The sequence below is a fragment of the Ruegeria sp. HKCCSP351 genome (assembly GCF_017872535.1).
Taxonomy (GTDB): domain Bacteria; phylum Pseudomonadota; class Alphaproteobacteria; order Rhodobacterales; family Rhodobacteraceae; genus Ruegeria.
In genome coordinates this window covers 43,089-65,399 of sequence record NZ_JAEDOV010000010.1, presented here as the reverse complement: position 1 = coordinate 65,399, position 22,311 = coordinate 43,089, and the positions used below count along the sequence as shown (strand labels likewise).

26 protein-coding genes are annotated in these 22,311 nt (G+C 57.6%); 7 read left to right on the top strand and 19 right to left on the bottom strand.

All coding sequences use genetic code 11. The features are described from left to right. Window positions 1-22: 22 nt before the first annotated feature. The 12 genes from I9182_RS17680 to I9182_RS17630 all read right to left on the bottom strand — a co-directional run bounded on the left by I9182_RS17680 (window position 23) and on the right by I9182_RS17630 (window position 8,346). A complete protein-coding gene (locus tag I9182_RS17680) occupies window positions 23-1,078 on the bottom strand; it encodes a type IV secretion system protein (protein ID WP_170666362.1) in 1,056 nt (351 codons plus the stop codon). Beyond that, window positions 1,075-1,575, bottom strand: a complete 501-nt coding sequence (locus tag I9182_RS17675) for a hypothetical protein (protein ID WP_170666366.1) — start codon at window positions 1,573-1,575, stop codon at window positions 1,075-1,077. Before I9182_RS17675 ends, I9182_RS17680 begins: the two co-directional genes overlap by 4 nt. After that, entirely contained in the window at window positions 1,572-2,318 is a 747-nt protein-coding gene (locus I9182_RS17670) for a type IV secretion system protein (protein ID WP_170666370.1), read from the bottom strand. Before I9182_RS17670 ends, I9182_RS17675 begins: the two co-directional genes overlap by 4 nt. Continuing rightward, on the bottom strand, window positions 2,318-2,452 hold the full coding sequence (locus I9182_RS20560) for a hypothetical protein (RefSeq protein ID WP_256368715.1): 135 nt from the start codon (window positions 2,450-2,452) through the stop codon (window positions 2,318-2,320). Before I9182_RS20560 ends, I9182_RS17670 begins: the two co-directional genes overlap by 1 nt. After that, window positions 2,449-4,815 (bottom strand): hypothetical protein, encoded by a 2,367-nt coding sequence (locus I9182_RS17665; protein WP_170666374.1) that lies wholly within the window; start codon window positions 4,813-4,815, stop codon window positions 2,449-2,451. Before I9182_RS17665 ends, I9182_RS20560 begins: the two co-directional genes overlap by 4 nt. After that, window positions 4,808-5,086: a VirB3 family type IV secretion system protein gene (locus I9182_RS17660; protein WP_152460684.1), complete on the bottom strand. Its 279-nt coding sequence runs from the start codon at window positions 5,084-5,086 to the stop codon at window positions 4,808-4,810. Before I9182_RS17660 ends, I9182_RS17665 begins: the two co-directional genes overlap by 8 nt. A gap of 3 nt (window positions 5,087-5,089) precedes the next feature. Further along, a complete protein-coding gene (locus I9182_RS17655) occupies window positions 5,090-5,371 on the bottom strand; it encodes a hypothetical protein (RefSeq protein WP_152460685.1) in 282 nt (93 codons plus the stop codon). Next, window positions 5,368-6,012, bottom strand: a complete 645-nt coding sequence (locus tag I9182_RS17650; RefSeq protein ID WP_152460686.1) for a lytic transglycosylase domain-containing protein — start codon at window positions 6,010-6,012, stop codon at window positions 5,368-5,370. The genes I9182_RS17655 and I9182_RS17650 overlap by 4 nt, the downstream gene beginning before the upstream one ends. After that, entirely contained in the window at window positions 6,009-6,434 is a 426-nt protein-coding gene (locus I9182_RS17645) for a hypothetical protein (RefSeq protein WP_152460687.1), read from the bottom strand. Before I9182_RS17645 ends, I9182_RS17650 begins: the two co-directional genes overlap by 4 nt. Continuing rightward, entirely contained in the window at window positions 6,431-7,063 is a 633-nt protein-coding gene (locus tag I9182_RS17640; RefSeq protein WP_170686497.1) for a hypothetical protein, read from the bottom strand. The genes I9182_RS17645 and I9182_RS17640 overlap by 4 nt, the downstream gene beginning before the upstream one ends. Before the next feature lie 464 nt (window positions 7,064-7,527). After that, window positions 7,528-7,941, bottom strand: coding sequence for a thermonuclease family protein (locus I9182_RS17635; RefSeq protein WP_170417964.1), 414 nt, complete (start codon window positions 7,939-7,941; stop codon window positions 7,528-7,530). A gap of 48 nt (window positions 7,942-7,989) precedes the next feature. Continuing rightward, complete coding sequence (locus tag I9182_RS17630; RefSeq protein ID WP_142638830.1) at window positions 7,990-8,346, bottom strand: hypothetical protein; 357 nt, start codon at window positions 8,344-8,346, stop codon at window positions 7,990-7,992. 383 nt (window positions 8,347-8,729) lie between these two features. Here I9182_RS17630 and I9182_RS17625 point away from each other — a divergent pair, with 383 nt between their 5' ends. The 3 genes from I9182_RS17625 (at window position 8,730) to I9182_RS17615 (ending at window position 12,022) form a co-directional block, all read left to right on the top strand. After that, entirely contained in the window at window positions 8,730-9,224 is a 495-nt protein-coding gene (locus tag I9182_RS17625; protein WP_170417962.1) for a hypothetical protein, read from the top strand. 367 nt (window positions 9,225-9,591) lie between these two features. Further along, entirely contained in the window at window positions 9,592-10,881 is a 1,290-nt protein-coding gene (locus I9182_RS17620; protein ID WP_170417959.1) for a helix-turn-helix domain-containing protein, read from the top strand. Window positions 10,882-11,068: 187 nt separating this feature from the next. Beyond that, window positions 11,069-12,022: a LuxR family transcriptional regulator gene (locus I9182_RS17615; protein WP_170417956.1), complete on the top strand. Its 954-nt coding sequence runs from the start codon at window positions 11,069-11,071 to the stop codon at window positions 12,020-12,022. Between the two features lie 263 nt (window positions 12,023-12,285). On the opposite strand, the gene I9182_RS17610 is transcribed toward I9182_RS17615, so the two are convergent. Then, entirely contained in the window at window positions 12,286-12,705 is a 420-nt protein-coding gene (locus I9182_RS17610) for a MerR family transcriptional regulator (RefSeq protein WP_170417953.1), read from the bottom strand. A gap of 145 nt (window positions 12,706-12,850) precedes the next feature. On the opposite strand from I9182_RS17610, the gene I9182_RS17605 reads away from it, so the two are divergent. Both I9182_RS17605 and I9182_RS20480 read left to right on the top strand, forming a co-directional pair. Then, complete coding sequence (locus I9182_RS17605; protein ID WP_170418031.1) at window positions 12,851-13,174, top strand: hypothetical protein; 324 nt, start codon at window positions 12,851-12,853, stop codon at window positions 13,172-13,174. A 4-nt stretch (window positions 13,175-13,178) separates the two neighbouring features. Then, window positions 13,179-13,397 carry a GDCCVxC domain-containing (seleno)protein gene (locus I9182_RS20480; protein ID WP_237215937.1) on the top strand — a complete coding sequence of 73 codons (219 nt, stop codon included), beginning with the start codon at window positions 13,179-13,181 and terminating at the stop codon, window positions 13,395-13,397. Window positions 13,398-13,608: 211 nt separating this feature from the next. Here I9182_RS20480 and I9182_RS17600 read toward each other — a convergent pair whose 3' ends face one another. Next, window positions 13,609-14,085, bottom strand: a complete 477-nt coding sequence (locus I9182_RS17600; RefSeq protein ID WP_170417950.1) for a DUF411 domain-containing protein — start codon at window positions 14,083-14,085, stop codon at window positions 13,609-13,611. A gap of 284 nt (window positions 14,086-14,369) precedes the next feature. Continuing rightward, window positions 14,370-14,783 carry a heavy metal-responsive transcriptional regulator gene (locus I9182_RS17595; RefSeq protein WP_170417943.1) on the bottom strand — a complete coding sequence of 138 codons (414 nt, stop codon included), beginning with the start codon at window positions 14,781-14,783 and terminating at the stop codon, window positions 14,370-14,372. A gap of 89 nt (window positions 14,784-14,872) precedes the next feature. On the opposite strand from I9182_RS17595, the gene I9182_RS17590 reads away from it, so the two are divergent. After that, window positions 14,873-15,901 carry a lysylphosphatidylglycerol synthase domain-containing protein gene (locus I9182_RS17590; protein WP_170417940.1) on the top strand — a complete coding sequence of 343 codons (1,029 nt, stop codon included), beginning with the start codon at window positions 14,873-14,875 and terminating at the stop codon, window positions 15,899-15,901. Then, window positions 15,888-17,138 (top strand): MFS transporter, encoded by a 1,251-nt coding sequence (locus I9182_RS17585; RefSeq protein ID WP_170417937.1) that lies wholly within the window; start codon window positions 15,888-15,890, stop codon window positions 17,136-17,138. The genes I9182_RS17590 and I9182_RS17585 overlap by 14 nt, the downstream gene beginning before the upstream one ends. A 292-nt stretch (window positions 17,139-17,430) precedes the next feature. On the opposite strand, the gene petA is transcribed toward I9182_RS17585, so the two are convergent. From petA to I9182_RS17565, 4 genes are all read right to left on the bottom strand, one after another. Further along, window positions 17,431-17,979: a ubiquinol-cytochrome c reductase iron-sulfur subunit gene (gene petA, locus I9182_RS17580; protein WP_050605700.1), complete on the bottom strand. Its 549-nt coding sequence runs from the start codon at window positions 17,977-17,979 to the stop codon at window positions 17,431-17,433. Window positions 17,980-18,304: 325 nt separating this feature from the next. Then, window positions 18,305-18,583, bottom strand: coding sequence for a DUF2933 domain-containing protein (locus I9182_RS17575; protein ID WP_170417934.1), 279 nt, complete (start codon window positions 18,581-18,583; stop codon window positions 18,305-18,307). Then, window positions 18,580-19,914 carry an APC family permease gene (locus I9182_RS17570; RefSeq protein WP_255612171.1) on the bottom strand — a complete coding sequence of 445 codons (1,335 nt, stop codon included), beginning with the start codon at window positions 19,912-19,914 and terminating at the stop codon, window positions 18,580-18,582. Before I9182_RS17570 ends, I9182_RS17575 begins: the two co-directional genes overlap by 4 nt. Further along, window positions 19,911-22,196, bottom strand: a complete 2,286-nt coding sequence (locus tag I9182_RS17565; protein WP_170418025.1) for a copper-translocating P-type ATPase — start codon at window positions 22,194-22,196, stop codon at window positions 19,911-19,913. Before I9182_RS17565 ends, I9182_RS17570 begins: the two co-directional genes overlap by 4 nt. Window positions 22,197-22,311: the final 115 nt, after the last annotated feature.

The following is a 22,311-nucleotide window of genomic DNA, read 5'->3' as shown; positions in this document are numbered from 1 at the left end:
GACATTTGCTCTGTACCTCGATTTATGAAGATTTATTGGCGCGAGCTTGTCGAATGCTCTGCCGGTAACGGTCAGCGGCGTAGCTCTGACGAGCTGCCCCATCCTGATTTCGGGCTCTGTGCGCTATGTCCCGACGCGCTTGCATTGCGCGAGACGCGCTGTCACGAACGCCAGTCCCGTCACGTGCTGCGGAAGCCATCGCGGCGGCGGTTTTGCCACCGGCTACTGCACCCCTTGCGCCATCGCTGGCAGTGCCCAATGCACTTCTTGCGGCTGCAACCGCGCCGGTTGCCACAGCAAGACCGGAGGATGCCGAAACTATCGCGCCAGACATGCCGCCAGCCAGTGACGGGATTTGCGTGAGCATGACGATAGCCACGATGCAGATTGCGAGAAAACGTCCGCTGGCTTCCATGTCATTAACATCAGACAAGGAACCAAGTTCCGAAGCGAAAAGCGCCTGAATAAGAGAAACGATGCCTGTCAGAACGACAATGACCATGATGAGGCCCACAGTCGTTTTCGCCCAGGCTGCGAAGATATTGGCTGTGGCCGAGCTGAGCAGCGTTGCAATGAAAACAGGCGCTAGACCCAGCAGGACCGCCAGACCGCCTTTTGCGATGAGTGCCATGCCAGTGCCAAAAGCAACGATGACGGCCCCAACAACCCAGAGAATAGCTCCGGTGATGCTCAGGCCCCAGGTCGCGTTTTCAATGGCCTGCTGGCCCATCAAGAAACACTGAAGCGCAATCTCATCCAACGCTTGCCATACATTTGTGGTTCCAGTGAGTGCCCCGGCAATACTGTCCGGCAAGATTTGGACGCCTTGATAGATTGGTTGGAAAAAGGACCAGCTCGACGCCATTCCGATGATGATCGTCGCCCGAATGATCCAGCCTACATAACCACCAAACCCAATTTCTCTGATCTGAAGTACGCCGTTGATCAGCATCGCTACAAAGATCAGCGCAGCAATAGCCCAGAGGGCGGATGCGAGATCCGCCGCAAGGCTGGTGTATGCTTGCTGAGAAAAGTTGCTGATTGCTGATTCAATCGAGCTGACGAAATCCTGAATCACGACCCACAAGCCTCCTCAATTGCAGGGCGCAGCGCTTCCAAGCGTTCTTGCTGCGTTTCTTTGAGCGATTTGAGTTCGCTGGATGGCTTCGACCAGAAATCGCCCTGGTCTGCGCCCACCAACTTGATTGCAGCTTCGCGGCTGAGGTTACCGAGCGGGCATTCAGTGCTGAATGCTTCATCGGCTTTGCGCAGGCGGCATTGCTCTATGGCAAATTCATGAGCAGCTATCACTTGCTCATTCAAAATGGCATCGGTCCAGTTGCCAACGACATACTGTTGATCCGCGCCCTGACCAGCGTTGGCGAGCTGTTCAACCCCGTATTCCTTCAGGGGTTTTTTGAACGCTCGCACGCCCGAATAACCAAGACAGGTCCGATATTCCCCAAATGTCCAATCAACATTGGGGGGAAACGGAAGTCTGGCCTCAGCACTGGCCGACGACGCTAAAAGCGTCGCCGTCAGTGTGATCAGGGCGAAAGTGGAGCGGCTTTTCATTGGGTTTCTCCTCTTGCGTAATTGCTAAGCGTCTTTAGGTCCGCTGCGTTTGCAGCCAGATCCGTGCCCGACGCCAGGGCATTGGCCGAGGTTGCGCGCAAGATTTCAATTTCAACTTGCAGGAGTTTCAGAAGAACCGCTGTGTTGTAGTCGATTGCATCCTTCAGATCTTCTTGCTGACCGATTTCACCGCGCAGCTTTTCGGCGTCTTCGGAGAGTTTGCCCGCCATGTCATAGCCCTGTTCGCCCAGAGCGGACGCCATCAAGCCAGCGCCACCTCGCTCTGACAGAATGCGCCGGGCTGGCACGTCTGACGTGCTGAACTCGGACAAGATGCCATCGTTCAGGCCGAGGTTGATGGATCGTCGTTCCATTGCCTGCGCTGCGACATCGGGCAGGCCGGTGATACCGCCCTCCGCTGCATCCAGGGCGTATCCAAGCGTGTCAGCTGCCGTTGCCAGCTTCAAAAAGCTGCGGCTGTTGAACTCGTCCAAATCTGTCAGACCAGAAATGGCCTTGAACGAGTTCTCCAACATTGCGCGCTGCTGCTCGAGCTTCTCATATTGTTGCATTAGCTGTTCGTACTGGCGGACCATTTCCGCGACTTCGCGGGCCGAATTGGCGGCGTCTTGTGCGATTGCCGCTGAATCAACAACCGGGACACCCTGGGCCGATGCCGTGACGGGCAGGGCGGCCAGAACCAAAACAGCAATGGTTGTGCGGATGTGCTTCAAGTTGTCCATCACGCCAGCTCCAATTCTGCAGGACCCATTCGTTCGAAGTCACAGGCGCATTTGCTGCGATAGCCCGAATAGGTGTTGGTGCAGGCGGCAACGGCGGCCAGAACAACAAGGGCGATTACAAGGCGGGATTTCATGTGATTTCCTTCCAGAAGTTGGGGTTTTGTCGCCAGTCAGGATCAGGGAACGACTTGCCGTCTGATCCGCTCAAAACACGAAGAAGCGGGCCGAGAGCGCCGACATCGACATCGAGCCAAACACTCTCATCACCTTTCTTCATGAGCATTACGCGGTCGCCAAAATGCGCCCTCAGTGCGCCCAGCTCTGAATCGTTCAAGCCGATTGCCCGGTAGTCTGCTTCATTGCCGGATCGGGAGGGGAACAAGAGCTGCGTGCTGGTGTTTTCCAGGATCGACTTACTTGCCGCTGACGACAGGATGTGATCGGGGATCTGCGTCATCATCATCATCATGACGTTCAGCTTCCGGTATGTGGTGTAAGCGTTCTTGAGAATTTCTGCGCCGTAGGGGTTGCCTGCGATCACCCAGGCTTCATCAATCACAAAGACAGTGGGCACTTTCGCAGCACAACGGCGCTCGATCTGGCGCATGACGTAGCTGATCCATGCCAACCGGACCAACTCGTCATCCAGAACCTCAGAAATGTCGAACACAAGATGCCGATCGTCAGAGGCAAAAGGATCTGTGCCACCCTCGCCAAACATCCACGACAAACGCCCGTCGCCAGCCCATTCACTTGCACGCTTGTACAGGTTCTTGTCATCGTCAAAGGCTCTGAACCGTTCCACCAGTGAATCGAAGTTCTGAAGCGCAGGCGGCAAAGTGGCATTGGCTTGGCAAGCCCGCGTTATTTCATCCTTTTGATCGGTGGTCAGTGGTTCGTCATAGCTCAACAGGGCAATGACCCAGTTGGCGAGCCAGCTTTGCCCAGCCTCATCCGTCTCGGTCTGAAACGGGTTCATGCCGGTTGGTTCACCAACTCGGACGCGGGTGTACTGCGCACCAAGCGCCCGCATCGGAGCCTCCATTGCCCGGTCTTTGTCAAAAGCGATAATCCGCGCGCCCTGTGCCACCGCCATTGTTGCCAGCAGCATTGCGATCACGGTTTTACCCGAGCCGTTCGGTCCAAGAACGATCGTATGCCCGGAGGGCAGGTTTTCGGCGTCCTTACTGGTCTTGGGAAGGTGCAGCGAAACATCGTAGCTGTCCCCGTGCGTTGTCGGGAAAGTCGCCAATGGCCCCGGCCAGGGCAGCTTTTCCGCATCCAAACCCTTTGGCCGCATGTGGAACGCAACCATGTCCGCAAAGTTCTGGTCCGTGATCAGTTCTTCACGAGGACGGAATGCGAAGTTGCCGGGGTGCTGCGCGAAGTACACCGACCGCGCCGACATCGCTTCGCGTTTGACCGTGCCGCCCGAAATCTGGATTTCACCGATGATGTGTTTTTCGGCGGTTTTCAGATCTTCCTCGTTCCCAAACACGCAGATCGACAGGTGGTGCTTGCCGAGTGACATGGTGCCGGAGGCAATGCCGTCCGCCAGAATGGACAAATCCTCTTCAAGCGACTTTGCCTTGTCGCCTGCCGAGCGCATTTGTCCCGACTTGCGGCGTTCCATTTCCTGCGCCTGGGCGCGGCTGATCGGCAGGAAGGATTGCGAAATCACGACATCAACCGGCAGGTCTAGCCCGTCGAAAATGCCGGGGAACGAAGCCATCGGGTAATTCTTCAGGGAATAGACACGGATGGAGCGTTCCTGATCGTCGCCCGTGACCAGTTTGCCGCGCTTGCCCTGAAACAGCACATCCTCTTGCGGCATGTTGAAGGCGATGGGTTCTGCAATGTTCGTGTGAATGATCGGCTGATACCGACCGTTCAACAGCATTCCATAATAGCCGAGCCAACGCCCCTCGCTGAGCTTCAGCCGGCGCATACGGGCCTCGCCCAGCGTGCCCGCCAGTGTTGTGAACACACCGTCGAGCTGTTCCATCATTTCGCGGCGTTCCTCGTCTATCGTTCCAGACGACATGCCGAACATCTGTTTTGCCCGCTCATCCTGCCGCTTTTGCAGAATGGCGCTGATGATGATCTTGCGTTCTTTCAGCTCTGCATCGACGGACGCTGAGCGCATGGCCTGCGCCACTGCACCGGCAAAGCCGGTTGGATCTGTGATGACATGACCAGTCTCAGCTGGGACGGTCAGTCGATGAACATAAAAGGCCACCTCATTGGGTGTCGTGCGCAATACACGCTCAAACCGTTCGGCCAGGAACTCGAACTCGTTTTCGTCCAGCGTGTTTGCGTTGATTCCGGTGATTTCTGCAGCGGCGATGAGGCCACCGTTGCGTGTAGAAATGACCTCATCGTCCACGACATAGCCATACGGCAACATCTGAAAGAGGCTCATTTCATCCTTGCGCCAGCTCGGCTCGATCAACGAGCGGGCAAGGGTCCACAAATCCTGTGCAGCAGGCTTAGGCACTATAGTAATCTCCCCCATGATGCTGGCGGTTTTTGGTGCGCGGAGTTTTGGAAAGGGTTACGGACAGGACGCGGAAGAAAGCCGGTTCCCATTCGTAAAAGAGGCGAAGCCCGGTGTAGAAAACAAAACCCGCAATGATTGCTGGCGCTATCCCGAACATGAAGAACGAAAGCATGGTCATCCCGAGGATCACCAGCAGATAGATCACGGGTAAGCCGCCCCATTCTGCGGGGCGGCTCAGGCCGCGAAAGACCGTATTGCGGCGCGGCATCAATCAGCCTCCGATGAATGTATCAGCGAGGCCGATAACAGCGCCGACGACGATAGCGATTACCGGGCCTTTCAGCGAACCCCAGCCGAACACGTAGGCGAGACAGCCCCAGATGAAGCCGACAGCGGCAAGGCTGACGCCAACGACCTTCGAGTCGGCCAGCGTTTCGTTGATGAAATCGCCAATGGCATCTTGCAGCCAGCCAGCGGAGGCGGGCGCTGCTGTGATGATGAACGCAGTGATCGCGAAAAACGCCATCTGCTGGTAGAAGTGGGTTCTTTTCATGAGGAAGTGCTCACTTTGCTTAGGATGATCCGCACGTAATTGCGGGTTTCGGTGAAGGGGGGGACGCCGCCGTATTCGACGACGCGGTGAGGCCCGGCGTTGTAGGCGGCAAGCGCCAGCTTCCAGGTTCCGAACTCGCGGTACTGCGCCGCCAAATAGCGGGCACCACCGTCGAGATTTTCTGCAGGGTTCTTTGGGTTCACGCCCAGGTCTTTCGCCGTTCCGGGCATGAGCTGTGCGAAGCCATAGGCACCCTTGGGTGACAGAGCGTCAGCCCGATACCGGCTTTCCTGCCAGACCAGCGCCATGAACAACTCGGCCGGAATGTCATGGCGTTCCGCCGCTGCGTGGATTTCTTTGACGATCCGCTCCTGCGACCAGCCGCCCGAGGATCTGCGAGGCCGCGGTGCCTTGCCCGCAATCTCGATCTTTTCCTGTGGCTTGGCCTTCGGCGCTTCCGGTTTTTCGTCAAGCGTGTACTCACGCATCCGGATTGGCCGAACGACGCCATTGACGATTTCTGCCCGCGCACCGTTCAGAAACACGCTGCCATCCGGCTCGTATTCGATGACCTGGGCGCTTGCGCCGGTCGCCACAAATGCCGTGGAGACGAGCAGAAGGGGCCGCATTGCTGCGATCATTCGGATTTCTCCTTTGCTTGAGTTGGCGAGGAATTGGAGGGGTTCTGTTCGTCGCCGGTCGCGGCCACGTACTCATCAGTCCAGGACGGCGGAATGCTGACAGCATCCACCAACCAGCCTGCGAGACTTGCGTATTCTTCGCCACCAAGGGCCGAAGTCTTGCGAGCGATAGAGCGCGACAGAAACGAAGCTGCTACGCCGTGCTGCAGCAACAGCGAAATCAGAACGCACAGATCATGCAGATGGTATTCGAGGTCGCTGCCAGAGCGAAAACCGCCGCTATAGAACACTTCACGGGGTTTGATTGGCGACGCCGGATCATACCCGATGGTGACAAAGGCAGTGTGCCCTTGCGGAGTTTCAACGCGGCGTGTTTCAGCCAGCCGACGATCAGGAAGAACTTTGCGCGCAGGCTTGTTCATGACAAAGCTCCCTGCGCATCAAGTTCCGCTTGTCGGATTTGCATTGCGAAATCCACTTCAAGGCGCAGCTCAACGACCACTTCAAGCGGCATAACGATGTCCAGCCAGACACCCTCACGGATCAGGTGAACGTGATAGGTGGCGTTTGGGTAAACGAACCAAAGGGCTTCATGCCGGTTCAGAACGTCGCGCGCGGTGTCGGCGTCGATTGTGCCTGACAGGTCGCAACCGAATTTCAGGGTTGCGTATGAGTTGGCATAGTTTGCTCGGCTGCTGCTTTGGATGAGCGCAGCGGCCTTTTCCGGTGAAGCAAAGCGGAACAGCTCTTTCGGACCCAACGCCTTGTTAACGTCTGCGTGCAACTTCAAGGCTTTGTAGAGCCGATTTGCACGGACATACTCAAGATCATTGAGGACATGGAACATTTCGAGCGCGATTCCGAAAGCCGTGGCGCGGGCATCGCTTTCCAGCCAGTATTCGCGCATTCCGCGCTTGATGGTTGACCGTTCTCCGGCAAGGTGGCGGATTACGGTGAGAATGTCCTTACGGGCTTGCTCGAAGCTCTGGGCGGCAGGCACCCAGCGCCGATCAATCTTGCTTTCGATAGTGTCGAAGGCCACTGTGATCACCTTTCCGCCTTTCAAAAAATAGGTCAGTAGTTTTTACATAATTACTATTATGGGGTCGACTTCAGGTCATCTGAGCGGTGGGGAATCGGGTGCTGGGACACAGCACTGAACCTTCAGTGGCGCCGCAAAAGACCAATGTCTGGTTCGGATCTCTTAGTCAGATGTTTTGGCTGGAACGTTCGGATGTCCCGCGCGCCTCAATCGTCAGACAGCGCTAAGGGATCGGAGGTGCAGACGCGTTGTCTAGGTTTGCACCCATTGACTCTGTCGCGGTGCTGCCCAATCTAGGACCGGCATCTCGGACTACTGTTTTTACCATAGTACAGTTCTCTCTTGATGTTGGAGGAATGCCCGGATGGATTAAGGGCGTTTCTTGTCCTGTCGATTGTTGGCGCAATCGGCAGGACTGCTTATTGCTTAGTCGTTTCTCTCTGCTGTCATAAATCGTTGTTTTATCCTTTCTTTCAGCCGCACCAGGACTGGCGCTTGCCACCCGAGTACGGGCGCGCCAGACCTTCAGAAATCAGGATGGCCCCGACGTTCTGTCCAGACACGCGCCCAAGCGCCAAGAAGCGATCGTGGACGTCAAAGTGCAGCTCAATCTCAAGTTCAATTACGCCCGCGAAGTTGATGAGCTCCGTCAGCCGGTCCTTGGCTCGTAGACCCAAAGCTCTCTCAGCATCGCACTGAGCCCGGAATGTCTCAGGCGTATCAAACCCAATAAGCCGGTATCGGTCGTCACCATGGTCGATCGTGTCACCGTCAACGGCAATCACCTCGGATGCGCCGAGAGTCTTTGTTTTCCTAGCTGGTTCAATCCAAACTGCAGCAATGAACAAGGACGCGAGTGCAGCGCTGAGAAACAAGAGCCGTTTCATGCGCCCTGCCCCAGCATTTTGATGAGCCGGGTTCTCGAACGTGACCGATCAGGTTTTGGATTTCGCGTCCAGGGCCTGAGCTGCTTCGAGACCCTCTGGGGTAATCGACTCGATCGTATAGTCTGATTTGACGCAGAGAATGCGCCCATCACCAAATTCCTGATGATGCTTGAAGAGGCCCGGCCAAAGATCGAACTCTCTGGGCTCAGCGCCCGCTCGAGAGATCTTCGACTTGCACAAGGCCCCGACATAGTTCGGCGAGCTGTAAATGCAGTGGTACTTAGGTCGTCCAAGGGAAGCGAGTCCGATAAATTCGTAGCGGCATGTAAAGGGAACCTGATCCTCTTTCAGGCCCCGGACCATCTCGATGGTTACCACAGTGTATTGTCTCTTGTTGTCCGCCATGACGACCCCCTATGGGCCGTCTTCTACATCCAAAAGTTGTGGACTAAAACACAATCTACGTCAATATAAGAAAACCCGCCAATATACGATATTGGATTGTCAGAAATATATTGGCCGGATATTGCTTAGGCGATTCGCAAGCAGGAGAGACCATCTTGAAACACTCAAAATCCGGAAATCGAACTCGCGCGAAGGCCCTTGCAGTTGCACTCGCTGCACTGCCAGCCACGCAGGCTCGTGCCTATCCAATTGACTGTGCCATATTCCTTTGCCTCGCCGGGGGTTGGCCAAGTTCGGCTGATTGCGTCGCAGCCAAGGCGGAGTTCATTCGGCGCATCACACCCTACCCGGTCGAACCGCCGCTTCAACTCTGGCGCTGTCCGATGAATACGTCACACAGCCCCTCGGACTTGGGTCCTATGGAACGGTTGGAAGCCATCAAGCGCACCAGTGCTAGCCCAGTTCCAGAGCTTCCATCGGATGACACCGCTAAGCCAATACTGGTAGACGCAGCGATCTCGATAGGAAGGATCGATGCACATCACGGCCAATACGGTGACGGTTTCCAAGCCACCCCGATCAGCGTCGATCTTTCTTCTTCCGATTTCGACGTTGTGAGATCCATCAGGGTTTGGGATGTGCGCCACTACAGCTATCGCCGTCGTTCAAGGGAGGGAGATTGCGAGCGTTCGCTTGATCTTGTGGTTGGCACCTACGACGATAATACGAATTTTCGCTGGTCCGAGCGCGCTCCTGCCCCAATCCCTTACTGGCTGCCACTGGGCAATCGCTGTGAACCTCCCAGCTACTTCCGCGGCGTTGGCGTCGAGTGGACCGACACATTCGGGTTCAGCGACTACGAACTCATCCGATATTGAGGTGCTGACCTGCGGTACAACGCGTTGCTCCTGGCTATGCCACCAAAAATCGCCAGCTGCATTTTTAAACCAGGCCGATTGGCCCGGAGGAAAAACTTAATCCCAGAAACAAAAACCCCCGCAAGGCGGGGCCTCAGCGGGGATCTTCTTAAGTCACGTTTGATCACCTGATTTATAGGAAACTCCAAAATTACTGACAAGGACAAACGCATCTGTGCGAACGGTTTTTCTGTGTCTTTTTGCTGAGGTTCGAGCCGCCTTGCTTCCCCAATGAGAAGCAGACCATGAGACCGTTGAACCATTCCGAACACCCTGCCCCGCGAAGCCGCGATATCAACACTGACCTTTGCCAAATGAGGCCAAATCCATGAGCTTTCGGCAGATCGCATCCGCCCATCACCACGATAATATTCGCTTTCACAACGGCCTTCCTGAGGGCTGGAACCGTGACAGGTTACGTCAGCTCTGCGTGGGATATGCGCAGATCAGAGGCGCATCAGCCCAGTGTATTCGCACCTTAGAGATCATCATCGATATGATTACGCCATGTGCTTTTCGAGACCCGTCTCAGGAACCCTTTTGCTACGCGCGCCAGGAAACCCTCATTGCCGGGCGAGGCGTGACAGATCGGACAATCCACAATCACGAACGTGAGCTGGAAAGGATTGGTCTGATCGAACGCAGGCTTGGCGCAAATGGCGCGCGCTGTAAGCGCAAGAAGCTTGGACTCTTCCTGACCCCTGCCCTGAACCTCATTCCCGAGATGCGCGATGCGGACGTGCGCAGCAAGGCCGAGAAGAAAGAACAGGACGAGCTGCGCGGGGATCGATCACGGCTTTACCGATATGTGAAACATAGTCTGGCCGTGCTTCTCTTACTCCCCTGCCCTCCTGAAAGTCTGGAAGGCATGAAGGAGGAACTTCGATCCTGGCCGCGCGCCGACAAGTTGAAATACATGACGCTGGAGGCGCTCAAGCTACATGTTCAGGCGGCTTACGACCTTTGGAGCCGGATCGAAGAGCATGTCGCAAAACCCGGTGAAATTTCGGGTGAACCCGAAGCTTGTTTCGGGTGCCATATACAAGACCAAATTGAAGAAACAATTCTGTCCTGTAACGCCGATGGCGAGAGTTCAATGTCCTCGGCAAAAGCCTCGGAACCAGATTGTTCCGGCTCCGGGCCTGACGGCCCTCCGCATTGCTTAGAAAGCAATCATCCGACAGATACGGCATCGCGCAAGGCCCAAAAACTACCGCGGGTGAATAACCGCATCCTATATGAACTGGCCTCACCCGAGCTGCGCATGCATATCGATATCGCGGGTGGCGGAGATCAGAATTCCAGCCCGTCGCTCTACGCGATTGAGACCGGCGTTTGGTCGCGATTGTCGGAGATCGGCGCCAATGCCTCGGCTTGGCGTACGGCGATTGACCGATTGACCGTGATGGGTGCAATCCTGGCCGGGTTGATCACAGACGCGAGGCTGAGCGATCCACGGTTGCCGCCAGTGGTTAATCCGGGCGGATATCTGCGCGGTATGGTGCACGCAGATGAGCGCGGTGAACTGAACCTGATTTCCAGTTTCATGGGGCTTTTGGCGCGTAGAGCCCGAGAGGAGGAAGACGGGCTTCCGCAAGATCACTGCAGCGGGTTTTAGCCGTGCCGGGTTATGAGCCGCCAGCTTCTCCAATTCATGTGTCTCATCGGCAGGTTTTCGCTCCGTTTCCGCCTCCAGAACAGAACTGTATTCAAATGCATGATTGGCTACGGGAATTCCCGAGTGGTTTGTTCAGCTTTAGGTTGCTAAGCGGCCTCGACGGCAACGCGGAACAGAAAGACGATCTATGAAAATCGCGGACATTGGCAATTCTGAACTGGATTTCAGGCAGACCGGGGAGGCGCGCCTTCAGGAAATTTGTTCGAGGTTCGGACTGGAGAATGCGTCCTACGCCCATATCGACAAGCATCACAACGTTGTCCACGGCTGCACCACGTTCCCGGCCGAATGGGTCAGGCACTACGTCGACAACGACATGGTCCTGGTCGATCCCCTCATCCGGTTTGGCGCCGCAATGATCGCACCAATTGATTGGGCTGTGTTTGATGATCAGCGTGAACACGCACCGCTATTCGATGCAGCGAGAAAATTTGGTGTGGGTCAGCACGGACTATCCATTCCGGTTATCAATCCGTTTGGGGAGCGTGGTGTCTTTACGGTTACCTCCAACCTGCGCCGATCCGACTGGGACGCCTTGGTCGGGAGTATGCTCCCTGCCCTTCGCCACGAAGCGCAGGTCCTGCATCTACTCGCGCTCGATGTGATTGATACAGTTTTCAACTTTCCTACGGATGCGTTGTCCGATCAGGAGATGGATGTTCTGAAGATGCTCGCATCAGGATTGATCCCATCCGTAGTTGCTGGCCAGACGGGGCTCTCCTCCAGGATGGTGCATGCTTTGACGTCTTCGATCGTCACAAAACTCAAGTGCCGGACAACGGAACAAGCAGTGGCGAGAGCTGTCAGCACAGGTATTCTTAAATGGACCGATTTCTTTGCCGACCCGGTCGCCGAACTTGCGGATGTTGAAGGACAGACCCTTTGCGGCGGGATCGTGCGTTGGTCTGGAAGATCACACGAGTTGATCACCTTTGAAGATGGTCGAACGGTGCGGAACTTGGATAGCTTTCAGGCGGTTCAGGTCCAGGAAATTGCCAAAGACTTCAATCTGGATGCTGAAAGGATCCTCGAAGAACTTGGACCCAACCGGGATCAATGCGTGTGGATCAGGCATCTCTGAGTTCGGCCCACGTGCACCGCTTGATTTGCAAAATTGTGAGCAGGGGCAAGTTTCACATAATTTCACTTATGCTTCCGCAATCTGTAGCCGCAAAGCTCAAATGTCACCCATGAGCAATTCAGGAATGTCACTCTCGCCTGCGATGAGGACAGGCAGAGAGTTCGGGCATGGGGTGGGTAATGATGAGCGAGCCGGATTTGAGCCGCATTGTAGTCTTTCCGCAAACTGAGTTGGCCAGATTCGATCCTTTCCGGGCGTTGCAATTAGGTGTCGTTTATTTTTTCTTTGGCGATAGGCTCGTTGAGCAACGCCGTTAGCAGGGGGCATGAGGCCGTACCCTCGGTGCAGGTCTGCACAAGTTCTGCCAGTGCTTGCTCCAACCGTTGGAGGGCGGCGATTTTTGACCTGACGTTGTCGAGATGTCTTGTTGCGACGTCTTCGACGTCACGACAAGCTTGCTCGGGCGCTTTGGACAATTCGCGAAGTGCGCATGCACCCTGAATGGTAAAGCCAAGATCGCGGCAGCGTTTGATGAATCTGAGCTCGGAGATTTCCCGTTCCGTGTATGCGCGGCGTCCCGAGGCGGTTCGACCGGCTTTCTCGACTATGCCTTCCCGTTCGTAGTAGCGGATCGTCTCGACCGACAGACCGGTCAATCTCGCCGCTTCGCCAATCGCAATCATGTGATGACCTTTCCCTTGAACCTGTAGCTACTACAGGGTGCATGTTGTCGGTCATGATGTCGAATTTCACATACCGCGCGAAGCAAAAATCGAGGAAGTCGAACCGGCTTCCGCTCGAGTTCGTCAAAGCCGGAGAAAGCTGACCATGAGCAAGTTTGTTGGCGCAAGCTTTCTTGGATCGTTTACCGCACTTGGCGTTGCGACCTGCTGCATCTTGCCGATGGCCTTGATTTTGCTTGGCTTGGGAGGGAGCTGGCTGGCCGTATTCGGCAAGATCGCCGCCGCGAGTTATTACGTGCTCGGCGGTTCGACGGCCCTGCTGTTTCTCTCTGGCATCGTCGCGTATCGCCGTGGTTCGCTCGACCGCTTCAAATGGTGGCTGACAGGCAGTTTTGCGTTGACGGCCATCGCTTGGGTTATCGTGCTCAACGAAATCCGAATAAATGATTTCCTGATAACCTTGATGTGACGCCATGAGTGAAAAGCACCCGAACCTTGTCAGCACGATCATCTGCCCGGAATGTGGACATTCAAGGCCTGAAACGATGCCAACAGACGCGTGCCAGTGGTTCTACGAATGCACATCTTGCGGAAAAGTCCTGAAGCCACTTCCCGGCGATTGCTGCGTCTACTGTTCCTACGGATCGGCCCCATGCCCGCCAATTCAGGCGGGCGACAAATGCTGCGGTTGATACGGCGACCGGGATGTCGGTTTTGTCCGCAAAGCCGGTCATCAGGCTTTGCGGACGCAGGTATTTTTTCACCGTAGGCTGGAACTTGCCCGGTAGGACAAGGCAGGCGTGAAGTCACGGATCAACTGGTTTGCCGTGAAGAATGTCACGTAAACCAGGCAGCAGAAGCGAGCGCCGTGTTTGTCAGGATCTTGCCAGCGCCATCGGGAAATTATGCGGCCGGGTAGCTGGCGAACACCTCTGTGGTTCCATCCTTGCGGATCAGAAAGACGTCGAAGGCTTCGCGTTCACTTTCCGGCCCCATGCCCGGTGAGCCGAAAGGCATTCCCGGAACCGACAGTCCGACAGCATTCGGGCGTTCGCCCAGCAGGCGCCGAATGTCAGCGGATGGGACGTGTCCTTCGATCATGTAGCCCTCCACGCGACCCGTGTGGCATGACATCATGCCCTCCGGAATCCCATTGGCGGTTTTGTAAGCGTTCAAGGCCTCCCAAGCACTGTTTTCCACGCCTACTTCAAAACCTTCCGCCCGCATGATTTTGATCCACGATCCGCAGCACCCACAATTCGGATCCTTCAGGACATGGATTGAGGGACCGGTTTTCGCGAAGGCGGGAAGCGCCGCGCTGCACGCAATTGCCGCGGCTCCTTGCATCAAGCGGCGGCGGCTCAGGTTATTCATTGTCATGTTCCCTCTTGGGTAAACTTGTCTTAAACCGATATAAAATCGCACCGGTAGGATAAAAGCTGGACCGCATTTACAGGGCCGACTTGTCCGTCACCCTCCGACACTCATCAGATATGGCTTTCTGGGCGACGCAGGGATTTCTCACAATGATCTGGCGCAAACTCTGCTCGGAAGCGGAACCCTCGCTCTCCTTTTTTCGCTGCACCTGCCGTTCTGGGTCCTGCTTGGCAATAACCCGGTTCGCAAGCAACGCCGCTACCCTCCGTTCAAGGCCGGAATTGCGCCTATTTCTCACTGCTGCGTTCTATGGCGCCCACGATCGAACAGTTCTGAATTCCACCACGCCCCGGACACGCCGCGATCAGCTCGTCCAGATTGTTCCTCAACCGTGCAAGCCCTTCGATCCGTTCCTGAATTTCGTCCCGCTTTTTGCGCGCTCTGGCCTGCATCGCGACGCACTCGGTATTTGGTGCCGTGCGCAACTCCAAAATTTCCGCGATTTCTGCCAGCGAAAATCCGAGCTTCTTAGCGCCGGATATGAATTTCAGCCGCCAAAGCGTGTCACCACCATAGTCCCGCGCGCCGCCGTCAATTGGGCGCGGCGGCTGAGTGACAAGGCCCTTCTTTTCATAAAATCTGATCGTCTCGACGCCTATCCCGGTCTCGCGCGCGGCCTGGCCGATCTTGAGTGGTTGCATCGCGGTCTCCCTCCGTCACCGTCATCTTGACACCGTATCATGATACGGAGGTTAAAACATTGAGGTCTTGGTAGTTGCGAGGATGTCAAATGCGGACCTTCCTGAAACGGTGGCTGCTGCCGATATTCGGCTCCGCCCTGGCGCTCTATCTGGTGTTTGCGCTCTACGGCAGCCTCGATTTTGCGCTGTTTCTGCAGGGCCTGCGCGGAGCCAACATGTTCTGGATCGCGATTCTTGCCGCCACCATCCTGCTGGAGCAGCTGATGAGCGGCTGGAAGTGGCGGCAGATCCTGTTCGACGTGAAACCCGTCGGCACCCTGCGGCTGACGGGGGCGCTACTGGCAGGTTATGGCGCAAATGTCCTTGTCCCGCTCGGCATCAGCCCGCTGGTCCGGGCCTGGCTGGTTGCCCGGCTCGACCGCTTGAAGATGGCGACCGTGCTTGCAACCGCGATCATCGCCCGGTTCCTCGACGGCGTCGTTTTCGCCCTTTTTGCCGGAGCGGTGGCCGCCGCCGGCCAGATTCCACAGATCGAGGGTGACCTGCGGCTGGGATTGAGCGTTGCGGGCCTGTTGAACCTGATGCTTTTCGGCAGCCTGCTTTGGGTTCTGTTCCGGTTCCGCGCGTCACTTCTGAGCGAGGACCCTCTGGTCTGCCGACTCTTCGACTGGGCTGCCGCCCGCATCGGGGCCGATGGCGCGTATCTGCGCACCGCGCTCGGTGAAGGGATCGTCTGGCCACAGGCACGGGCCCGCCGCGTCGCCGCCATTGCCGCAGCCATTGCGGGTAAGCTGGTGGCGACAACCCATTTCCTGTGGGCCGGGCTGGCGGTTGGCGTGGTGCTGAGCGCGTGGGATTACCTGTTCCTGATGGTGTTTGCCGGGTTCGCCATGGTTCTGGGTCGTTTCGTGCGCATCCCGGCGAGCTTTGTCTTTGGGGCGGGGTTCGCGCTCAAGGTGCTTGGCGTTCCGGACGAAACCGCCCTTCTGATGATCCTGTTCAACTATGTGCTGACGATCCTTCTGGTGGTCGGGATCGGCCTGACGGTGTTGTGGCAGAGCGGCATCGACATCCGCCGCGCCCGGGCGGAGGCAGAGGCGGCGAATGGCAAGGCGTAATCCCGAAGACACGAGATTTTGGCGCATCGCCGGTGCTGGTGCGGTGTTTCAGGGCGGGTCGGCGGCGGTGGACAGCGCGACGGTGGTGGCCAGTCTGGTGCATATGCTGACCGGTAGCGCGCTGGCCGTGGGCTATGCCAGCACGGTCCTGCGTCTTGGCTGGCTGCTGCCCCAGTTCGCGGTGGGCTACCTCGCCGAGCGCACCGATCGGCGGATGCCGTTCTACGCCCTTGGTGCCTATGGGCGGGCGATCACGGTCGCGATGATCGGTATTCTTCTGTGGTGGGGGGCCGACTGGCCTCAGGTCGATTGGCCTCCGGTTCCGCTGGCGCTCGGGATGCTGGGATTGTGGACGGTCTATGCCTTTGTCAGCGGCGTGGTCGCGGTGCCCTACAACGACATCGTCGGCCGGGCGATCCCGTCCGAGCGCCGCAGCCGGATGTTGGCCTGGCGCTTTTTCGGCGGCGGTGTTCTGGCGGTTCTGGTGGCGGGCTTTCTGCGACACGCGCTCGACGTGATGCCGCCGCTCAGGGCCTATGCGCTGATCTTCTGGCTCGGCGCGGTGCTGATGATCGTCTCTGCGACGCTTTTTGTCTCCGCGGGTGAGCCCGCTACCGCTGCAAGGGCGCCACGGGACCGTCCTGCCAATCTGTCTGGATTTCTGCGCGAAGGTTTCTCGACGCTGCGGCAGGACCACCGGTTCCGGCTGTTCCTGATCTTCCAATGGCTTGGTGCAGCGACGCTGATGGCGTTGCCGTTCTATGTCGTTGCCGCCAGCCGCAGCGGCCTCGGGGCGGCGGATGTCGGAACGCTGTTGGCGGCGCAGACTGTCGGCGCGCTGGCCTCGAATCCGCTCTGGGGCCACATCGGAGACCAGGCGGGCAAATTGCGCCTGCTGGGGATAGTGGCACTGGTGCGTCTCGGACCTCCGGTGCTGGTTTTGCTGCTTGTGGTCACGGGTTCGGGGCTGACCGGTTTCGCGGTGCTGTTCTTCCTGATCGGCGCGATGATGAACGGGGTGACCATCGGCTATCTCGGCTATTTGCTGGAGATCTCGCCCGACGACCGCCGCCCGGCCTATTCCGCGTGGTTCAACAGCTTTGCGGCCCCGGCGGCGCTGGCGCCGCTTGTGGGCGGTGTGGTGGTCAGCATGATCGCCATCGAAGCCGTGTTCATCGCTGCGATCCTGGCCGCGCTGGGACAGGTCGCGATCGCCGCGCGGCTGACACGGGGTTGAAATAGCACCTTGTTCAGGACCAAAGCGTTTCCTCTCAACCCGCAATTCAGATGCGATCCTGTCAAAAGGCAAGATGGCATGTCTAAACATGGGCGAAGCAGAAAACGTTGAGCGCAGCGATTAGAATTGTTCCGTTCAGAACATGACGGCGAGGTCTCTTCTCGAAAACTCCAGAAAGCGGGGTACATGTCGAATTCCGCCACATAGCATCGCGGCGCTGATCGAGGGATATTCGAGGACTGACAAACGAACTTGGTGAGGCACGCGCCTCTGAACAAAGTTCACCGCGCCGTCACCCAATTTTGACCCGTGTGTCGGTGACGAACTCGTAAGGGGGCAGATCGAGGTTGCGGGGCGCGGGGCCTTTCCGAATTCTGCCAGACGTGTCGTAATGTGAACCGTGACACGGACAGAACCAACCGTCCCAGTCTCCGGTGGGTTCGCTGCCGCCCTGCCCGAGTGGTATGCATCCCAGATGGGTGCAAACGCCAATAACTACCAGCCATTCCGGTCGCTGTACGCGCTCGGCGTCAGGTTGCGGGTCGATCATTGGTGCATCGTCTTCTGCTATCGCCAGCGCGATCCGCTCTTTAGTCCGGTGGTCGATAAAGATCGGCTTGCCTTTCCATTTAACAGTGATCCTCGTTCCTGGTCCGACACCTTCAAGATCTATGTCGACAACGGCTTGGGCGGAGATGTCTGCACTGGGGTTCATGCTGTTAACAAGTGGCCAGACCGCCGCGCCCGTGGCCACGATGGCGGCACCGCCGGTGACGAAGTATAAGAAATCGCGCCGAGTTTCAGGCTCTGAAGGTGCCTGTCTTTCAGAAAATTCAGACATATTGTTCCTCCTGTGCGTCAGGACGGGTTCATCGAATGATAGGACTCGGACGAGGTGGATCAGTCGCCTTGGTCCTCTTCTTCACCGCGATGCCCCATTCCCTATTCATCAGAGTGATCTTCGTCGGTGTCACCGTGCAATGCCTTTACAGTTAGTGCACCGGCCGTCAGGTGCAGTTCAGTTGCTGCTCTCCGAATTGGATTTGCTAACATGGCAATTTCCCTTCCTTATTGGGTTACAAATTTGTTCTGATCAGTTGGCCGTTGCTGCTCCTTGTTGCGCAGTGTTCTTGCCGCAAAGCCGCCAGCCATACAGGGCGCCGTTCTCAGTGTTTGCCGTGGCCGCGATGCATTAAGAAATGCATGCCCACGCAGACCAGCAAGAACAGCAACGGAGAACTGAGCAAAGGATAGAGTGTCTCGCGGTATTCCCAGCCCAGAACAGCGGCGCCCAACGCGATCGCAATGACAACCGGGAGCCAATTACGCTTGGCACCGTTGGCCGTCTGATCTTCGGTTTTGGGCGCTTCGGCCGTTACGTCAGAGCTGACCCTTTCGGTCGTCTCCTGTGTGGCGCGGGTTTCGTCGAAATTTGATTGGGTCATAGCTGATTTGTCTCCTTTTCGATGATCCATTGTTTGAGAAAGATGCGCTCATAGACGAAGACCAAGCCGATGCCAGCAACGGCATATACTACGATCATCGGGTCGGAGCGCAGCTTGAGTATTGTGAACGCGGTCAGGACTACGCAGTCCAGCGCCAGGGCGGTCAGCAAGACCCATCCACGGGCTTTGATCTGACCGCGCAAGCGTCGCCAGACACCCCAATGCACCGCCATGTCCATCACCAGGTAAAAGAACGCCCCCAACGAGGCGATGCGAGACAGGTCGAACAACACCGCAAGCAGGCCCGCAATCACGACCGTGTAGATCAGCGTGTGAGACTGGATGCTGCCCGTCATGCCGAAATGGCTGTGCGGGATCATCTTCATGTCGGTCAGCATCGCCAGCATCCGGGACACAGCGAAAACGCTGGCGATCAGCCCCGAGGCCGTCGCCACCATCGCCAGCGCCACGGTCAGGTAGAACCCGCCCTGCCCCAGCACCGGCCTGGCAGCCTCGGCCAGGGCATAGTCCTGCGCCGCGCGGATTTGCTCGGGCGGCAGGCTGACACCGACGGCAAGGGCGACCAGCAGGTAGACCACCGCGCAGATCGCGATCGAGATCATGATGGTGCGCCCGACATTGCGGTGCGGGTCGACGATCTCGGCCCCGCTGTTGGTGATGGTGGTAAAGCCCTTGAAGGCGAGGATCGACAGGGCTACCGAGGCGACGAACCCCAGCGGCGCGGCCGGTTCCGAGCCCTGAACCTGCCAGGTTCCGCCCGCAGCCCAAAGTGCGGCGATGCCGAATATTGCGATCCCGCCTATCTTGAGCGCCGACATGATGATCGACCACAACCCCACCGACCGGTTGCCCGACCGGTTCACCGCATAGGCAAAGACGATCAGCGCAACAGCGACCAAAGACACCAGCGGTCCGCTCTCGATGTTGAACGGGCGGAGCGCATAGGTCGCGAAAGTACGCGCGACGAGGCTTTCGTTGATCACCATCGACAGTGCCATCAGCAGCGAGGCCGCCGCCGCAACCGCCCCGGGCCCATATGCCTTGGTCAGGATCATGGCGATGCCGCCTGATGAGGGCCAGGCGTTGGACATGGCGATATAGGTATAGGCGCTGAAAACCGTCACCACGGCCCCGACCACGAAGGACAGCGGAAACCATGGCCCCGCCAGCCCGGCGATCTGTCCGGTAAGTGCAAAGATCCCAGCGCCAATCATCACGCCGGTCCCCATGGCGACGGCTCCGGTCAGCGAGATTGATCCGGGCTTCAGCGCGCCACTGGCGCCGTGGGTACTATGCTCGTGCGTGCTCAAATCTTCGCCCCCCGCAATCGCAGCGCATTCAACACCACTGAAATCGATGAAGCACTCATAGCGAAGGCCGCAAACATCGGGCTGATCAGGATGCCGAAAAGCGGGAACAGAAGACCCGCCGCCACCGGAACGCCCGAGGCGTTGTAGATCAGGGCAAAGAATAGGTTTTGCCGGATATTGCGCATGGTAGCGCGGGCCAGCCTACGGGCGCGCACGATGCCATCAAGGCTTCCGTTGACCAGCGTGAAGCCTGCACTTTCGATCGCCACGTCGGCACCGGTCCCCATGGCGATGCCCACATCGGACTGCGCTAACGCGGGTGCGTCGTTCACTCCGTCACCCGCCATGGCGACCTTTGCGCCTTTCTCCTGCAGTTCGCGAATTATGCGGGCCTTGTCCTCGGGCAGTACGTCGGCTCGAATCTCATCGATACCCAGACGTTCGGCCACCGCCTTTGCAGTGCGTTCGTTGTCGCCAGTCGCCATGATGATCCGGAAACCCAGTTCGTGCAGCGCCTTGAGTGCGGCTGGTGTTGTTTCCTTGACCGGGTCGGCGACGCAGACCAACCCCGCCACTGAACCATCAAGCATCACGAACATCACCGTTTCGCCGTCATCCCGACGCGCATTGGCCTTGGCCGTCAGTTCGGCCGCCTCGAGTCCGAGATCGGTGACCAGTTTCAGATTGCCGAGCGCGACGGGGCGGCCATCCACCGTGCCTTTCACGCCTTTACCAGTCACCGCCTCGAAGTCACTGGCGTCGGACAGGGCTACGCCACGTTCCTCGGCTCCTGTGACGATTGCCTCAGCTAACGGGTGCTCCGAGCCCTTCTCCAGCGTTGCGGCCAGCCGCAGCACCTCGACCTCGTCATGGCCAGGTTCGGGTAATACAGCCACAAGCTTTGGCTTGCCCATGGTCAGCGTGCCAGTTTTGTCGACGATCAAAGTATCGATCTTCTCGAACCGCTCCAGCGCTTCGGCATTTTTGATCAGCACTCCGGCCTGCGCCCCGCGCCCCGTGGCCGTCATGATCGACATCGGAGTGGCCAGGCCAAGCGCGCACGGGCAAGCTATGATCAGTACCGACACCGCTGCGATCAAGGCGTAGGAGAGCGCCGGAGCCGGTCCCCAAATTGCCCATGCAATAAAGGCCAGCGCAGCTATACTTATGACCGCCGGTACAAACCAGCCCGCCACTTTGTCAGCGTATTTCTGAATTGGTGCGCGCGAGCGTTGCGCGTTGGCCACCATTTCGACAATCTGGGACAGCATTGTGTCAGAGCCCACTCGGGTTGCTTCGATCACAAGGCTACCGGTGCCGTTGATTGTGGCCCCTGTGACCGGCTCGCCTTGTACCTTTTCGACCGGAACCGGTTCGCCAGAGATCATGCTTTCGTCAACAGATGAGCGCCCTTCGAGTACAATGCCGTCTACTGGCACCTTGTCGCCGGGGCGTACGCGAAGGCGGTCACCTACCTGTACTTCTTCAAGCGGAATTTCCTCTTCACTGCTGTCAGGGCGGATAATGCGGGCGGTCTTTGCGGCCATGTCCAGCAAAGCGCGGATTGCCTTTCCTGTGCCTTCGCGTGCCCGCAGTTCCATCACCTGCCCGAGCAGAACAAGTGTAACGATAACTGCGGCCGCTTCGAAATAGACCCCAACATGGCCTTCTGAATCTCGAAAACCGTCCGGAAATATGTGGGGCATCAATACGGCGACAACGCTGAACAGCCACGCGGCCGAAACCCCCATGGCAATCAACGAGAACATGTTCAGGTTCATGGTGCGAAACGAATTCCACCCTCGTTCCAGAAATGGCCAACCGCACCAAAGAACAACCGGAGTGCCAAGTATCAGTTCAATCCATAGGGTTGTTCGCTCACCAAAAATCTCTCGCACACCAGACAGCCCAACGTAGGGGCCCATCGTGAAAACCAAAAGTGGAAGCGTCAGAATCGCACCTACCCATAGGCGCCGGGTGAAATCCACCAGTTCCGGGTTCGGCCCCTCGTCCACCATCGCCGCGCTTTCCAGCTCCAACCCCATGCCGCAGAGTGGACAGGACCCGGGATGGGTTTGCCGCACCTGCGGATGCATCGGGCAGGTATATACGGGTCCGTCATAGCCTGTCGGAACGATGTCATATTCACCGTTCTCGTCCGTCGCGCCATGATGCGCGGAATGGTGGTGATGCGCATGCGCATCCACCTCGCCCTCGGGCACAAGGTGCATCCCGCATTTGGGACAGTCGCCGGGCCCAGATTGACGCACGTCAGAATGCATGGGGCAGACGTAAGCGACCTCGGTCGGGCCGTTCGCGTGGATTCTGATGTCGTGGTCTTCTGTCATGTTCTGCTCCCTGGTTTAAGCTTTGGTCGTAGAGCCGTTTAATTACGCA

Coding starts and splice junctions, on each gene's coding strand:
- I9182_RS20480 (WP_237215937.1), top strand. CDS start 13,179: ATGAGTGAAAAGCACCCGAACCTTGTCAGCACGATCATCTGCCCGGAA.
- I9182_RS17635 (WP_170417964.1), bottom strand. CDS start 7,941: ATGAAACGGCTCTTGTTTCTCAGCGCTGCACTCGCGTCCTTGTTCATT.
- I9182_RS17590 (WP_170417940.1), top strand. CDS start 14,873: ATGCGGACCTTCCTGAAACGGTGGCTGCTGCCGATATTCGGCTCCGCC.
- I9182_RS17585 (WP_170417937.1), top strand. CDS start 15,888: ATGGCAAGGCGTAATCCCGAAGACACGAGATTTTGGCGCATCGCCGGT.
- I9182_RS17655 (WP_152460685.1), bottom strand. CDS start 5,371: ATGAAAAGAACCCACTTCTACCAGCAGATGGCGTTTTTCGCGATCACT.
- I9182_RS17645 (WP_152460687.1), bottom strand. CDS start 6,434: ATGAACAAGCCTGCGCGCAAAGTTCTTCCTGATCGTCGGCTGGCTGAA.
- I9182_RS17615 (WP_170417956.1), top strand. CDS start 11,069: ATGAAAATCGCGGACATTGGCAATTCTGAACTGGATTTCAGGCAGACC.
- I9182_RS17600 (WP_170417950.1), bottom strand. CDS start 14,085: ATGACAATGAATAACCTGAGCCGCCGCCGCTTGATGCAAGGAGCCGCG.
- I9182_RS20560 (WP_256368715.1), bottom strand. CDS start 2,452: ATGAAATCCCGCCTTGTAATCGCCCTTGTTGTTCTGGCCGCCGTTGCC.
- I9182_RS17605 (WP_170418031.1), top strand. CDS start 12,851: ATGAGCAAGTTTGTTGGCGCAAGCTTTCTTGGATCGTTTACCGCACTT.
- I9182_RS17625 (WP_170417962.1), top strand. CDS start 8,730: ATGAATACGTCACACAGCCCCTCGGACTTGGGTCCTATGGAACGGTTG.
- I9182_RS17595 (WP_170417943.1), bottom strand. CDS start 14,783: ATGCAACCACTCAAGATCGGCCAGGCCGCGCGCGAGACCGGGATAGGC.
- I9182_RS17630 (WP_142638830.1), bottom strand. CDS start 8,346: ATGGCGGACAACAAGAGACAATACACTGTGGTAACCATCGAGATGGTC.
- I9182_RS17675 (WP_170666366.1), bottom strand. CDS start 1,575: ATGAAAAGCCGCTCCACTTTCGCCCTGATCACACTGACGGCGACGCTT.
- I9182_RS17670 (WP_170666370.1), bottom strand. CDS start 2,318: ATGGACAACTTGAAGCACATCCGCACAACCATTGCTGTTTTGGTTCTG.
- I9182_RS17660 (WP_152460684.1), bottom strand. CDS start 5,086: ATGCCGCGCCGCAATACGGTCTTTCGCGGCCTGAGCCGCCCCGCAGAA.
- petA (WP_050605700.1), bottom strand. CDS start 17,979: ATGTCTGAATTTTCTGAAAGACAGGCACCTTCAGAGCCTGAAACTCGG.
- I9182_RS17610 (WP_170417953.1), bottom strand. CDS start 12,705: ATGATTGCGATTGGCGAAGCGGCGAGATTGACCGGTCTGTCGGTCGAG.
- I9182_RS17565 (WP_170418025.1), bottom strand. CDS start 22,196: ATGCATTCTGACGTGCGTCAATCTGGGCCCGGCGACTGTCCCAAATGC.
- I9182_RS17575 (WP_170417934.1), bottom strand. CDS start 18,583: ATGACCCAATCAAATTTCGACGAAACCCGCGCCACACAGGAGACGACC.
- I9182_RS17650 (WP_152460686.1), bottom strand. CDS start 6,012: ATGATCGCAGCAATGCGGCCCCTTCTGCTCGTCTCCACGGCATTTGTG.
- I9182_RS17620 (WP_170417959.1), top strand. CDS start 9,592: ATGAGCTTTCGGCAGATCGCATCCGCCCATCACCACGATAATATTCGC.